We start from the raw sequence: 14,193 nt of genomic DNA, 5'->3' as shown, positions 1-14,193 counted from the left end.
ACCATACTGAGTGTTGTTGCTAACAAGCCGCATAACCAAAACGCTCGGCTCCTTCAGCGCAAACCACCACCCTATTGGCAAAAAATGAACTCTTTAGCCGCAACTTATGATCGCTTTCCCCCTCGACATAGAATTCAAAACTGCCGTTCTCAACTCGACCACGTACCCCATAAAATCGGATTCTGTCCCTAGTGTAATTCCAACTCAGTTTTATCGAAGCAAACGTGCGACCGTCAATTAAGAGTATGGTTTCCCCACTGTCGACAACCTGTGAATCCGTCAAGGTTATTCGCCATAACCCCGCTTGCTGTTCAGAACCGAGGTCAGTAATGTGAACCCAGAGATCTTGATTCCTTGCGATCGCCTCAGAACGGCTCTGCATCATAAACCCCTTTAGCTCATTCGCCACACGCTTCATCTGAAGAGCATGACTCATCTGCAACATACTCGGAATTGCTGCTGACATGAGTAAGGCCATTAAAATCAGCCAAATGAGTAGCTCAAGCAGAGTAAAGCCGAGAGACGTTTTCCACTTCATCATGTAAATCAATGTCTATGCACAACCATTCTTGAAGTGACCTTAACAGTCCATAAGATTATGAAAATAAACAAATAATAAGACTAGAAGCAGATTCAAATGACGTATTCAAAAACGAGCAACATTAGACCAAGGGGTATGACATTGATCGAGTTATTAGTCGTCGTCATGCTGGTAACCATTTTTGCCTCGATTCTCTATCCAAACTATCAGAGCCAAATTCTCAAGGCACATCGCGCTGCAGCCATTAGTGACTTGGCGAAAATTCAGCTCGAACTGGAGCGTCAGTATCGGGGAAGTTACGCATTGGCAGCCGAAAATGTGCTGCCAGATGGCGACTGCGCTTGGTGTAAAACCAATGCCCGTCAGTTTTCTTTCTCGATATCAGCGGCAGAAAACCGCTACACCATAAAAGCCCACCCAACTCACTCTCAGACGAGCGACGAGTGCGGTGGAGAAAGGTACCAATCCCTCAGCCTAAATCAGGCTGGAGAGTACAGCCCAATAAAATGCTGGCAATAAAAAAAGCCTGCGCGGAGGCAGGCTTTTACAGTTGAATAAAACCATTAGCTGGTTAGGTCATCAAAGAACTTTTTCACTCCGTTGAAGAAGCCTTCAGACTTAGGCTTGTGCTTTGTCGCAGCTTCACCACCACATGATTCTTCAAACTCTTTAAGCAGCTCTTTTTGACGAGAACTTAGGTTAACTGGCGTTTCCACCACAAGCTTAACGATAAGATCACCAATACCGCCACCGCGAACACCCTTAACACCTTTACCACGCATACGGAACATACGGCCGGTTTGAGTTTCTGACGGTACTTTCAGATTAACACGACCATCCAGTGTAGGGACTTCAACCTCGCCGCCTAGCGCTGCCATAGCAAAGCTAACCGGAACTTCACAGTACAAGTTGTTGCCGTCACGTTCGAAGATATGGTGCTCTTTCACGTGAACCTGAACGTATAGATCACCGGCTGGTGCACCCATTTCTCCAGCTTCACCTTCACCAGACAAGCGGATGCGATCACCTGTATCCACGCCAGCAGGAATCTTAACATTAAGAGTTTTGGTTTTCTGTTTGCGACCTTGGCCATGACATACGTTACATGGGTCTTTGATGATCTTACCTTTACCATGACAGGTAGGACAGGTTTGTTGAACCGCGAAGAAACCTTGGCGCATTTGCACTTGGCCGTGGCCGTGACAGGTACCACATGTCTCAGCAGAAGTGCCTTTTTTCGCACCGCTACCTTCACAAGAGTCACAGTGAACAAGTGTAGGGACATCAATTTCTTTCGAGACACCACGAACCGCTTCTTCTAGCGACAACTCCATGTTGTAGCGTAGATCTGCACCACGCTGCGCACGTTGCTGACCACCGCCACGACGACCACCACCAAAGATGTCGCCAAATACGTCACCAAAGATGTCACCGAAATCTGCGCCGCCGCCACCAAAGCCGCCACCGCCCATACCACCTTGTTCAAAGGCCGCATGACCATACTGGTCGTAAGCTGCTTTCTTTTGTGGATCGAGCAGGATTTCATACGCTTCTTTTACTTCTTTAAACTTATCTGCGGCGCTCTCATCACCCTGATTGCGATCCGGGTGGAACTTCATTGCTAGGCGCTTGTACGCCTTTTTAATATCACGCTCTGATGCATCGCGGCTTACGCCTAATACTTCGTAAAAATCACGTTTTGACATGTTTCTCGTCACCAAATTTATTACTGCAAACGGTCAACACCGCTTGGTGTTATATCGATCTAACTAATGGCTCTGAATTTTAACGACTTCGCGCTAAAAAGACACTTTTAGTTAGATGGACATAATTTACAAACATACGGGCGTATGAGTTTCCTCAAACGCCCGCATCATATTCAAGTTAAATCAGATTCAAGAATTACTTCTTGTCTTCTTTCACTTCTTCGAACTCTGCGTCAACTACGTCGTCATCTTGCTTAGACTGTTCACCAGCGTCACCTGCTTGTTGAGCTTGTGCTTGCTGTTGAGCAATTTCCATTAGCTTCTGAGCCGCAGCCATAAGCGCTTGTACTTTAGCATCAATCGCTTCTTTGTCTTCGCCTTTACGAGCGTCTTCTAGTTCAGAGATCGCTGCTTCAATCTTCTCTTTCTCTTCAGCTGGTAGAGCGTCACCCGCTTCTTCTACTTGCTTTCGAGTACCGTGAATCATTTGGTCAGCTTGGTTACGAGCACTTGCTAGTTCTTCGAACTTCTTGTCCGCTTCTTTGTTAGCTTCTGCTTCTTGAACCATTTTCTCGATTTCTTCATCGCTCAGACCGCCAGAAGCTTGGATAGTGATCTTCTGTTCTTTACCAGTCTGCTTATCTTTCGCTGATACGTGAAGGATACCATCCGCATCTAGGTCGAAAGTTACTTCAATTTGTGGCATGCCACGTGGCGCAGGCTGAATGCCTTCTAGGTTAAATTGACCTAGAGACTTGTTGTACATTGCTTGCTTACGCTCACCTTGAAGAACGTGAATAGTTACCGCGTTCTGGTTGTCTTCTGCTGTAGAGAAAACTTGGTTCGCTTTAGTTGGGATAGTCGTGTTCTTCTCAACGAGTTTAGTCATTACGCCGCCCATAGTCTCAATACCTAGAGACAGAGGAGTAACGTCTAGTAGAAGTACGTCTTTCACTTCACCAGCAAGTACACCACCCTGAACTGCAGCACCCATTGCTACTGCTTCGTCTGGGTTAACGTCACGACGCGCTTCTTTACCAAAGAACTCAGCAACCTTAGCTTGAACCATAGGCATACGAGTCTGACCACCAACTAGGATAACGTCAGTGATATCGTTAACCGATAGGTCAGCATCTGCTAGAGCAACTTTTAGCGGCTCAAGTGAGCGTTGTACTAGGTCTTCAACTAGAGATTCTAGTTTCGCACGAGTCACTTTAACGTTCATGTGCTTAGGACCAGTCGCATCCGCAGTAACGTAAGGTAGGTTTACGTCAGTTTGAGTCGTAGAAGAAAGCTCAATTTTCGCTTTTTCTGCCGCTTCTTTAACACGCTGCATTGCTAGAGGATCTTTCTTAAGATCGATACCTTGCTCTTTCTTGAACTCATCCACTAGGTAGTTGATCATGCGGTTATCAAAGTCTTCACCACCTAGGTGAGTGTCACCGTTAGTTGCTAGAACTTCGAATGTTTTCTCGCCTTCAACTTCATCAATCTCAATGATAGAGATATCGAAAGTACCGCCACCAAGGTCGTATACCGCGATAGTGCGGTCGCCGCCAGACTTGTCTAGACCGTAAGCTAGAGCTGCTGCTGTTGGTTCGTTGATGATACGTTTAACTTCTAGACCTGCGATACGGCCAGCATCTTTAGTTGCTTGACGCTGAGCATCGTTAAAGTAAGCAGGTACTGTGATAACTGCGCCAGTTACTTCCTCACCTAGGAAGTCTTCAGCCGTTTTCTTCATTTTCTTAAGTACTTCAGCAGAAACTTGAGGAGCTGCCATTTTTTGGCCTTTCGCTTCTACCCAAGCATCACCGTTGTCAGCCTTAACAATTTTGTATGGCATGATTTCGATGTCACGTTGTACTTCTTCGTCTTCAAAACGACGACCGATCAAACGCTTGATTGCAAATAGCGTGTTTTCTGGGTTAGTAACTGCTTGACGTTTCGCAGGTTGACCTACTAGCGTCTCACCATCTGTGTATGCAATTACTGACGCTGTGGTACGCTCACCCTCTGCGTTTTCGATTACGCGTGGTTTGTCGCCGTCTAGTACAGCAACACATGAGTTTGTAGTACCTAAGTCAATACCAATGATTTTACCCATCAGGCTATCTCCGAATAAATTTCTATTTTCGTTTTGCTATATCCCCTATGTGGGGACTGAGAATCGGGTTTCAACCCTTGCTCACAAACAAAAATAATTATGTTTGCTTCTCTTATGCCCAATAGATAAGGGCGCCAAATCTCTTTTCAAGGGACAAAACAAAAAAAAATAGAAAAAGATTAGATAAATGAGCAGGAGCAAGAATGAAATATAAAAAAAGCGAGGCACTTGGCCTCGCTCTACTTTCATCAATTAAGATTACGCGTTTGCTTGAGCAGGTTTTGCATCAGTTTCAACTTCGTCTTTCCCGATTTCGCCTTCGCTTTTTGCAACAATGGTGTTCACCGCTGTGTCGCCTACTACGTTTGAAGAGGTACAGAACATATCGTTGATACGGTCAACCGCTGCGATAATTGCTAGACCTTCTGGTGGAAGACCTAGTTGGTGAAGTAGAACACCAACCATAACAACACCGCCACCTGGTACACCACCCGCACCAATCGATAGAAGCAGGATAGTTAGACCTAGAGTAAACACATCAGCTGTATTGATTGGCTGACCAAATGCGTTAGCGACGAAGATAGTTGCCAATGCGATGTAAATAGACACACCAGACATGTTCATCGTTGCACCTAGTGGTACACCAAAACCTGCAACCGATTTAGAAACGTTTAGTTTCTCAGTTAGGGTGCGCATTGTTACTGGAATCGTTGCGTTAGAGCTTGCTGTTGATAGTGAGAACAGAATCTGCTCACGCGTCGCACGGAGGAATACCTTTGGAGACGTCCCCGTTGCAATGCCTACCGCCATTGGGTAGAAGATGAAAATCCAGAATACTAGCATTGTCACAACGAGTGCTACATAGCCCGCAACAGACATAAGCGTTTTTGCGTCTAGAGTCGCGCCTAGTTGAATCATCAGAGCAAATACACCGTATGGTGCTAGGCTCATGACAAGACCAACAAGCTTCATCATAATTTCATTAGCCATCTTGAAGGTACGGATAGCAGGGCCACCGCGTGAATCAAGCGCTTGAATAGCAAGTCCAGTCAGAATCGCCATGAAGATGATTTGTAGCATGTCACCGTTAGCAAAAGCCTGTACAGGGTTGCTTGGTACAATGTTGACGACTAGAGAGAAAATATCTGGTGTTTCAGTTGTCGTTAGCTTAACGCTCTCTGAGATAGTACCAGCTAGGTTGGCATCAGCACCTGGTTGGAAAATCATACCAACGGTCAGAGCTGCTGCGATCGCGATAATGGTGTTGATAATGTAAAGAGCAAAAGTTTTACCACCAAGACGACCAAATGCGGTGATGTCTTTTAGATCGACAATACCACATACGATTGACACATATACTAAAGGCACTACAAGTAGTTTGATCAACGATACAAACATACCACCAGCGCCTTCAGCGGCACCAAGAAGGTAAGTATCAAAAATAGCAATTCCACTAAATAAGTACTGGATTGCCGTACCGATCAGAAGACCAGCAAACAAGCCTACAAAAATCTTGCTTGAAAGCGATTTATCCATCATCCATCTCCAGAATGTTGTGTTTATTAATTATGTTTTTATAGATTATTCCGCCACTTTTCATGGTGGAGTTCGCACATAATACACACAGAAGTAACAAAATAAAGCTTTTGTTTACGATAATGTTACAAGTTTCTAATCAGAAATTAATTTTCGGTTACACTTTTATCTAAGGATAATTCACTAAATCAACACCTTGTGTGGCAGTATGAAATCCGGTTTTGACCATAAAAAAAGAGAGGCTACGCCTCTCTTTTGATACAAAAGTCGTTCTACAGGTCAGAATTTACTTAGCAACCATTACCATTGCAGGGCGCACAACACGACCGTTCAGTTCATAACCTTTCTGCATTACAAACATGACTGTGTTTGATTCATGATCTGGACTTTCTTGAATCGACATCGCTTGATGCAATTCTGGGTTGAACGTTTCGCCTTCAGGATTGATCTCTTTCAAACCAAACTTAGAAACGGTATCGACAAACGTTTTATGCGTCAGCTCAACACCTTCAAGAAGTGGTTTAATCACTTCATTTTCAGTATCTGCGGCTTGAATCGCACGCTCTAGGTTATCGATAACAGGGAGTAACTCTTCCGCAAACTTGTTTAGTGCGTACTTACGAGCCTTATCGATCTCAGTTTCAGTGCGACGACGCATGTTTTCAACTTCAGCTTTAGCACGAAGAACGCTATCTTGCTGCTCTTTAACTTTAGCTTCACTCGAAAGCAACGCAGCTTCTAGTTGAGCGATCTTTGCCTCTTGCTCGTCTAGTTCTGTTTCCTCTTCGTTCCACTCGATATCAGCGTCAGTGCCTACAACTTCCGCTTCTAGCTCTGCTTGCTGTTGTAGTTCTTCATCTTTGATCTTGTTTTCTTCGTTGCTCATGATATCTCCAGACTTCATATTTATTGGTACCCAACACTTCACGTTTATCGTATCGGAATACACAAAAACTCGCATAAATAGCTAACTTGCCATTATTATGGGGATGAAGATTGTCGAATCAAGCCTATTTGGTGCGGAAAACCTATGAAAAAACCTTTTGAAGTGATCGCCATCATTGGTAAACCCAGAGATCAGCAAGCAATAGCAACGCATAAAGAGCTCTATACCTGGCTTCAAGCTGAAGGTTATAAGGTGTATATCGATGACCGTCTTTGCGAGATTCTCGACGATATTCCTAAGGATGACTTCGCCAGTCTGATACAACTTGGCCGCATTGCCGACCTTGCCATTGTCGTCGGCGGTGACGGAAACATGCTCGGCGCCGCACGAGTGCTATCACGATTCGATATCTCAGTGATCGGAGTAAACCGCGGTAATCTCGGCTTCCTAACCGACCTCAACCCAGAGGATTTCCAGGCGGCGCTAAAGAAAGTGCTTGCTGGTGAGTTTATTGAAGAGCAACGATTCTTACTCGAAGCTGAAGTCCATCGCCACGGGCAAGTAAAAAGCCACAACGCAGCACTGAATGAAGCCGTACTCCACCCCGGCCAAGTGGCACATATGATTGAGTTTGAAGTCTACATTGATGATAGCTTTGCCTTCTCACTTCGAGCTGATGGTCTGATCGTATCAACCCCTACCGGTTCAACGGCCTATTCTCTATCCGGTGGTGGTCCAATCTTATCTCCAAGCTTGAATGCTATTTCACTCGTTCCGATGTTCCCACATACACTATCAAGCCGACCACTAGTGGTTGACGGAAACCGCCGAATCAAATTGGTTGTGGCGCCAGATAACCGCGGAACCCAAGAAGTCGGCTGTGATGGTCAGGTTTCACTTCCAGTCTCTCCTGGCGATGAAGTACACATCTATCAAAGCCCCAATATTCTCAAACTCATCCATCCAAAAGACTATAGCTACTATCATGTGTTACGAAACAAGCTGGGATGGTCGAGCAGATTGTTTTAAATAACTAGCAATATTGGAGGGTTGGCGTAGCGCGTCAGCCCTTTTTTGTTTAGCCGGGTGGATTTATTGCATCTCCTACGAAACAAATTCTTTCTAGATATCCGGCAGCGAAGTTCGCGCTTGCTCACAAAAATTTTCACCAGCATCTTTACTGTATAAAGAAACAGTATATACTGTTTTCTTATACAGTATTGTTCATTTAAACAGGTACATAAAATGCTGGCTCATCTAAGTGTTAATAATTTCGCAATTGTTAAGTCTCTACAGCTAGAGCTATCCAAAGGAATGACAACCATCACTGGCGAAACGGGCGCAGGTAAGTCCATCGCGATAGATGCTCTCGGGTTATGTTTAGGGGGGCGCGCTGAAGCCGGCATGGTACGTCAGGGAGAAGAGAAAACAGAAGTCAGTGCTGCTTTCTCCCTAGAGAACAATATCAACGCAACGCGCTGGTTGGAAGACAATGATCTTCTCGACGGTAGCGACTGCATTTTACGCCGTATTATCAGTAAAGAAGGTCGTTCACGTGCGTTCATCAATGGCAGCCCAGTTCCTCTTTCGCAACTCAAATCTTTGGGCCAGTTATTGATCAACATCCATGGTCAACATGCACACCATCAATTGATGAAGAGCGAGTATCAGATGGCAATGCTTGATCAGTATGCAGGTCACACTGCGCTGCTGAAAAGCACACGCAATGCCTACCAAGCATGGCGACAAGCCGACAACAATCTCAAACAACTAAAAGAGAACAGCGCTACTAACCTAGCGCAAAAACAGCTCTTGGAATACCAAATCAAAGAGCTAAACGAACTCTCTCTTGGCGAGGATGAATATGAACAACTCGAACAAGAACACAAACGCCTATCCAACAGCGGCGAGCTTGCCTCAACCTGTCAGCAAGCTATCGAGCTTATTTACGAAGGTGAAGAAGTTAACGCGCTTGGTATTTTGCAATCAGCCAATCACTCCCTAATCCAACTAGCGGAACTGGACGAAAAACTGGCTGAGCTGCCAAATATGATTGCAGAAGCGATAATTCAGCTAGAAGAAGCGAACAGTGAGCTGCGAAACTACCTCGATTGTATTGATGTCGACCCTGCACGTATGGCTTACGTTGAAGAACGTTTTTCTAAAGTTATGTCGATGGCTCGCAAACATCATGTATTACCCGAAGAACTGTTCGCTCACCATCAAGACCTGCTCGCACAGATTGAAGCATTAGATTGTTCTGATGAGCGTCTAGAAGAGCTTGAGCAAGAAGTTAGCGATAAATACCAGTCATTTTTAACCTCTTCAGAGAAGTTAAATAAATCGCGTAACCGCTATGCCAAAGAGCTAAACAAACTGATCACAGCTAGCATGCATGAACTTAGCATGGAAAAAGCCCAGTTCCAGATTGAAGTCAGCAGCGAAGGAACTCACCCATCACCACTGGGTATGGACAGTGTTTGTTTTGTTGTATCAACAAACCCAGGTCAGCCAATGCAACCTATCGCCAAAGTTGCTTCAGGTGGCGAACTGTCACGAATTTCTTTGGCTATTCAGGTCATCACCGCACAGAAGGTGGATACACCAAGTCTTATCTTTGATGAAGTAGACGTTGGCATCAGCGGACCAACCGCGGCGGTAGTTGGTAAAATGCTGCGTAAACTGGGGGAATCAACCCAAGTGCTATGTGTTACCCACTTACCGCAAGTGGCAGGTTGTGGTCATCAGCAGCTATTTGTGGCCAAACAAACCAAAGCAGGTAAAACAGAAACTCAAATGCGCCGCCTAGATGATGAACAACGCGTTACCGAACTAGCACGACTACTTGGAGGAAGTGAAATCACTGACTCTACACTCGCCAATGCCAAAGAACTCTTGATCGCTGCATAACCCCTCCTCTAACGAGCCAGATTTATCTTTTTTGATAAATTTTGGCTCTAGTTTGCAACCAAATTCAAAAATCATGGTCTGAAACAATTCAAAATGCTCACAGCTTTTTACTTTGGCGCTTAGCTTGTTTATTATCGGCTGAGTTTAAATTTTATCTGTTACAAGAATTTTAAGTATGCAATTTAAAAAGTGGCTTATCGCTGTACCACTCGCTATGACAATGCTGACAGGCTGCTCCCTTCTCGAAAAGCTGGTATACCGTATTGATATCAACCAAGGCAACTATGTTGAGCAAAGTGCAGTCGAACAGTTGAAGTTTGGTATGACCAAAGAACAAGTACGCTACGTTATGGGTTCACCAATGCTAGTCGAGAACGGCTACCCAGATACATGGTATTACATCTACCACCACACCGAAGGCCATAACGACTCAGTACAAAAAAATCTCATCGTCAATTTCAATGACAACGGTCAGTTGGTTGACGTTGCTGGTGACTTTCCTGCGAGCTCAGACTTCTTCGAAAGCATCAACTAGCAAAAAGCGGGAAGATTTTTGAAGGGTTGGCAGTCAGTGCCAACCCTTTTTGTTTTTGAGGGAGTCATTTGAGAACGAAGCTCGTTTTCCCTAAGCCTCTTTCCTGAGCGGATTTTTCTTACCGCCAGTAACAGGGTCAGCACTTCCAGCCGCTTTCGCCTGTTCAGCTCTTTTGCGACGAATCTCTTTTGGATCAGCGAGTAGCGGGCGGTAAATCTCAATACGATCTTTATCCTGAACAGTTGAATCCAACTTAACGTTGCGACTAAACACCCCGACCTTGTTCTTGCTTAAGTCGATTTCTGGGTACAGCTCAAGCACACCTGACTGAACGATGATCTCTTCTACTGTCATCGCTTCTTTAACCACCAGCGTGAATATACGCTGTTCATGAGGCAGTGCGTATACCACCTCAACATGAATCATGTCTGACTCAATACTCATAAGCTACGTAAACCTGTTTTGCGCGCTTGGTAAATGCATTAACCATATTGTTGGTCAGCTCGTTAAACACCTTACCAAAGGCCATTTCAATCATCTTGCTTGAAAACTCAAATTCCAGCTTCAATTCAACTTTGCACGCTTTTTCATCTAAAGGGGTAAAAAACCAGCCGCCTTTCAGCGTTTTAAATGGCCCATCAACCAAATTCATGATGATAGCCTCACCCTTAACTAACTCATTAGAAGTCGTGAACGTTTTACTAATCCCTGCTTTTGCAACATCAACAGAAGCGACCATCGCGTCTGAGCTCGATTCAATCACACGTGAACCCGAGCACCCTGGCAAAAATTCTGGGTAACTCGCCACATCATTCACCAGATCGAACATCTGTTCTGCACTAAATGATACCAACGCAGAACGGCTGACTTGCTTCATATTGACTCCTCATAACATCCGCCTGAACCTCAAGCATGGTGCAATTTTACTTTTATTTGCACTAAGCGCAAATAAAGGGATTTCCTAAGTCAAATCCTAGCCGTATAATGCACCCACTATGGTAAAGAAAAAATCCAAACAAAAAGCGGGTAGCAATACCATCGCTGTCAACAAGAAAGCTCGCCACGAATATTTTATCGATGATGAAATAGAAGCAGGTATGGAGCTTCAAGGCTGGGAAGTTAAGTCACTTCGTCAGGGCAAAACTAACATCGCAGAAAGCTACGTGTTTATGCGCGATGGTGAAGCCTTTGTTAGTGGCATGACTATTACTCCGTTAAACCAAGCGTCTACTCACGTGGTGGCTAACCCTACTCGCGTTCGTAAACTGCTGCTTAGTCGTCGTGAACTCGACAACCTGATGGGTCGTATTAACCGTGAAGGTATGACTCTGGCTGCACTATCACTCTATTGGTCACGTTCTTGGGTCAAGATGAAGATTGGTGTCGCCAAAGGTAAGAAACTGCACGACAAACGTGATGATCTTAAAGAAAAAGATTGGGCACGCGAAAAAGCGCGCGTAATGAAGAGCTCACTGCGCTAATATTGAGCACTTAAACGCACAAGTCTAGACAGGTAACACTTTTCTGGTACTATGCGAAGAACACTTGGGGCTGATTTAGGATTCGACAGGAATTTTGCAGTCTGAGGTGCATGCCGTGGGGCGGTTGGCCACGTAAAAAGCCGCAAAAAAATAGTCGCAAACGACGAAAACTACGCACTAGCAGCTTAATACCCTGCTCAGAGCTCTCTCGCCCTAGCTTCCGCACGTAAGACGGGGACCAACGAGGGATCAAACCCAAACGCGCTAGCCCGGATTCTCCCGCCTGAGAGATGAACGGCGAATTATAATTCAGGATAGTCACTTACTGGCGTGTCGGTTCGCAGGTACTTGGTGAATTTAAAGATCGACTAAGCATGTAGTACCAATGATGAATGGTTTTTGGACGCGGGTTCAACTCCCGCCAGCTCCACCAAACGTTTGGAAAGGGCGATAACTCTTTGAGTTATCGCCCTTTTTGTATACTAAGTCTCTTTTATCTGAATGATAGTTTTCTTTATTACAAACCAATTACGCTCCATTTCTCAAATATAATACACAGCACTTCAATAAATTAACTCTGACGAATACCTTCAACCTCACACACTCCAGTGAGGTTCTATACATGTCAGTTAATTTTAAAAAGAAAGTCCGTTTTCTAAGAAGCTACCATTACATAGGCTCATGGAGTGCTTCTGAAGAGTGTTACTTATATAACTTTGAAAGTGATAGAGGCCGGATAATTAATTCTGCTGCAATAAGGAGATTGCAACAAAAAACGCAAGTTTTCCCATTAGAGCGAAATGCTTCAGTCAGAAGTAGGCTGACACACTCATTAGAAGTTCAACAAAACGGCAGATACATAATTCAAAAAGTCTACGAACTATTAACCCCTGAAGAACTAATCGAATTTGGGTTAGACGGTATAGAAAGGCATATTGAATCTATAGTCGAGATGTCTTGTTTGATGCATGATATCGGCAACCCTCCGTTCGGCCACTTTGGAGAAAAAGCTATTAATGATTGGTTTGAACAAAACTTACCTAAGCTTCTATCCAGCTTGGAATTAGACTTAAACGAATCAATGCTTAGAGACTTATCTAGCTTTGAAGGGAATGCGCAAGCGATCCGTCTTGTTCATTCCATTCTCAATCTCTGCCTTACACATAGCCAAGTGTCCGGAATATTAAAATATACACGTAGAGGTGACGAAGCAGCCCCTGTATCTCAATCAGCCCCTCTAGGCTACTTAAGAAAAAAAGTTGGGTATTATTTGAGTGAGCAACCCTATATCACTGACCTATGCCAAGCACTAGAGATTGATACGCATTGCCGCTCTCCCTTTTCTTACATAATGGAGGCCGCAGATGACATATCTTATGGTTTAGCCGACTTAGAAGATGCCGTAGAGAAAGGTATCTTGGATATTGAAACCCTAAAATCTGCTTTAATAGATGAATACCCGTCAGCCCAAAAAGCTCTATGTGTCGATAGCCATGAGAACTTGATGACTTCTATTATTGAAGAGGCTGAAGAAAAAGCAAAGGGAAGCCCAGACACCTTGTTTTTTGTCATGATGCGCGTAGTCATCGGTGGCCAACTCGTTCCTCATGCTAGTCGCATTTTCATAGCAAACATTGAAGATATCTATAGTGGACGGTTTAATCGAGCATTACTAGAAGATCACAGCGAATTACATGCACTGTTAAAAACTCTAAAAAATGTCGCTGCCAAGTACGCCTTTTGCCATAAAGAAGTTGAGGCTCGCGAGTTACAGGGCTATCAAATAATCAAGGGACTACTTGATACATACAAGCCACTACTTGAATTAGATAAAGAAAAGTTCGATTTAATCGTCACAGCTAATAAGAAAGCACCATTGTATGAATCTAGGTTGTTTAAAAAGCTACCACAGAAACACATTCAAGCATATAAAAAGGCATTAGAAGCAAAACACCTTTCCAAACTACCTATAGAGTCACCAAACGAGAATTGGGAGTTCTATTTTAGAGTCCGCCTTATTCAAGATTATCTCAGTGGTATGACAGACCAATTCGCATTTGATGAATACCGTGCATTTAGCATTATTGATAGTTTATAGTCATACACCTCTTATATGGTCGCACTTACGTCCACGTTAAGCCTGCGACCATTATTCACAGATTTATTAACCAAAGAGCCGTGTTGTCTTATAAGCACACATAGCCCTAGCCTTCTCTGCACCTTGCGCTTTGTTTTGCTGGTAGCACGTTCGGTACGAATCGATATAACGGTTAAACAGCTTTGTCGCTTCTGGCTTAGGTTTAGAGACTAATTGATTGACGAACTTCCTTGAGCCAACTTCAAAGTGTGGCGGCCACATTTCCACCAACGGTTCCCCCACCGACACCACCAATAAATCCTGTTATTTCACGAGACGTCACTTTGCCGCATTCTCCTGAACCATCGATAGAACAGGCTTCATAAATATTCTTCGTACCACTTGCTGCACCAA

13 protein-coding genes, 1 other RNA gene and 1 pseudogene are annotated in these 14,193 nt (G+C 44.3%); 7 read left to right on the top strand and 8 right to left on the bottom strand.

The genetic code is table 11. The annotated features are described in order from the left end of the window. Positions 1–19: 19 nt before the first annotated feature. Entirely contained in the window at positions 20–541 is a 522-nt protein-coding gene (locus ACQEXR_RS16495) for a GspH/FimT family pseudopilin (RefSeq protein WP_426952352.1), read from the bottom strand. Between the two features lie 96 nt (positions 542–637). Between ACQEXR_RS16495 and ACQEXR_RS16490 the strand changes: the two genes are divergently transcribed. Next, positions 638–1,060 carry a type IV pilin protein gene (locus tag ACQEXR_RS16490; RefSeq protein WP_427020757.1) on the top strand — a complete coding sequence of 141 codons (423 nt, stop codon included), beginning with the start codon at positions 638–640 and terminating at the stop codon, positions 1,058–1,060. A 44-nt stretch (positions 1,061–1,104) separates the two neighbouring features. Here ACQEXR_RS16490 and dnaJ read toward each other — a convergent pair whose 3' ends face one another. The 4 genes from dnaJ to grpE form a co-directional block, all read right to left on the bottom strand. Beyond that, entirely contained in the window at positions 1,105–2,247 is a 1,143-nt protein-coding gene (gene dnaJ, locus ACQEXR_RS16485) for a molecular chaperone DnaJ (protein WP_331428359.1), read from the bottom strand. Between the two features lie 196 nt (positions 2,248–2,443). After that, entirely contained in the window at positions 2,444–4,354 is a 1,911-nt protein-coding gene (dnaK, locus tag ACQEXR_RS16480; RefSeq protein WP_269378165.1) for a molecular chaperone DnaK, read from the bottom strand. A 258-nt stretch (positions 4,355–4,612) separates the two neighbouring features. Then, positions 4,613–5,890, bottom strand: coding sequence for a dicarboxylate/amino acid:cation symporter (locus ACQEXR_RS16475; protein ID WP_426952419.1), 1,278 nt, complete (start codon positions 5,888–5,890; stop codon positions 4,613–4,615). Between the two features lie 286 nt (positions 5,891–6,176). Continuing rightward, positions 6,177–6,776, bottom strand: a complete 600-nt coding sequence (gene grpE, locus ACQEXR_RS16470; RefSeq protein ID WP_138971749.1) for a nucleotide exchange factor GrpE — start codon at positions 6,774–6,776, stop codon at positions 6,177–6,179. A gap of 144 nt (positions 6,777–6,920) precedes the next feature. On the opposite strand from grpE, the gene nadK reads away from it, so the two are divergent. The 3 genes from nadK (at position 6,921) to bamE (ending at position 10,221) form a co-directional block, all read left to right on the top strand. Then, positions 6,921–7,805: an NAD(+) kinase gene (gene nadK, locus ACQEXR_RS16465; RefSeq protein WP_269378163.1), complete on the top strand. Its 885-nt coding sequence runs from the start codon at positions 6,921–6,923 to the stop codon at positions 7,803–7,805. Between the two features lie 216 nt (positions 7,806–8,021). Next, on the top strand, positions 8,022–9,686 hold the full coding sequence (gene recN / locus ACQEXR_RS16460) for a DNA repair protein RecN (protein ID WP_269378162.1): 1,665 nt from the start codon (positions 8,022–8,024) through the stop codon (positions 9,684–9,686). 175 nt (positions 9,687–9,861) lie between these two features. Further along, on the top strand, positions 9,862–10,221 hold the full coding sequence (gene bamE, locus ACQEXR_RS16455) for an outer membrane protein assembly factor BamE (protein ID WP_138971746.1): 360 nt from the start codon (positions 9,862–9,864) through the stop codon (positions 10,219–10,221). A gap of 90 nt (positions 10,222–10,311) precedes the next feature. Here bamE and ACQEXR_RS16450 read toward each other — a convergent pair whose 3' ends face one another. Beyond that, positions 10,312–10,665, bottom strand: a complete 354-nt coding sequence (locus tag ACQEXR_RS16450) for an RnfH family protein (protein WP_427020756.1) — start codon at positions 10,663–10,665, stop codon at positions 10,312–10,314. Continuing rightward, a complete protein-coding gene (locus ACQEXR_RS16445) occupies positions 10,655–11,098 on the bottom strand; it encodes an SRPBCC family protein (protein ID WP_269378160.1) in 444 nt (147 codons plus the stop codon). The genes ACQEXR_RS16450 and ACQEXR_RS16445 overlap by 11 nt, the downstream gene beginning before the upstream one ends. Before the next feature lie 118 nt (positions 11,099–11,216). On the opposite strand from ACQEXR_RS16445, the gene smpB reads away from it, so the two are divergent. The 3 genes from smpB (at position 11,217) to dgt (ending at position 13,800) form a co-directional block, all read left to right on the top strand. Continuing rightward, positions 11,217–11,702 carry an SsrA-binding protein SmpB gene (smpB, locus tag ACQEXR_RS16440; protein WP_269378159.1) on the top strand — a complete coding sequence of 162 codons (486 nt, stop codon included), beginning with the start codon at positions 11,217–11,219 and terminating at the stop codon, positions 11,700–11,702. Between the two features lie 66 nt (positions 11,703–11,768). Next, positions 11,769–12,135: a transfer-messenger RNA gene (gene ssrA, locus ACQEXR_RS16435) on the top strand. Positions 12,136–12,324: 189 nt separating this feature from the next. Then, positions 12,325–13,800, top strand: coding sequence for a dGTPase (dgt, locus tag ACQEXR_RS16430; protein ID WP_426952343.1), 1,476 nt, complete (start codon positions 12,325–12,327; stop codon positions 13,798–13,800). Positions 13,801–13,866: 66 nt separating this feature from the next. On the opposite strand, the pseudogene ACQEXR_RS16425 reads toward dgt, so the two are convergent. Continuing rightward, positions 13,867–14,049: pseudogene (locus tag ACQEXR_RS16425) on the bottom strand (M15 family metallopeptidase); the annotation flags it as partial. Positions 14,050–14,193: the final 144 nt, after the last annotated feature.

It is taken from the genome of Vibrio sp. TRT 2004, from assembly GCF_050113735.1.
GTDB lineage: Bacteria > Pseudomonadota > Gammaproteobacteria > Enterobacterales > Vibrionaceae > Vibrio.
The sequence above is the reverse complement of the archived record's forward strand: the minus strand, read 5'-3'. Positions and strand labels throughout refer to the sequence as shown.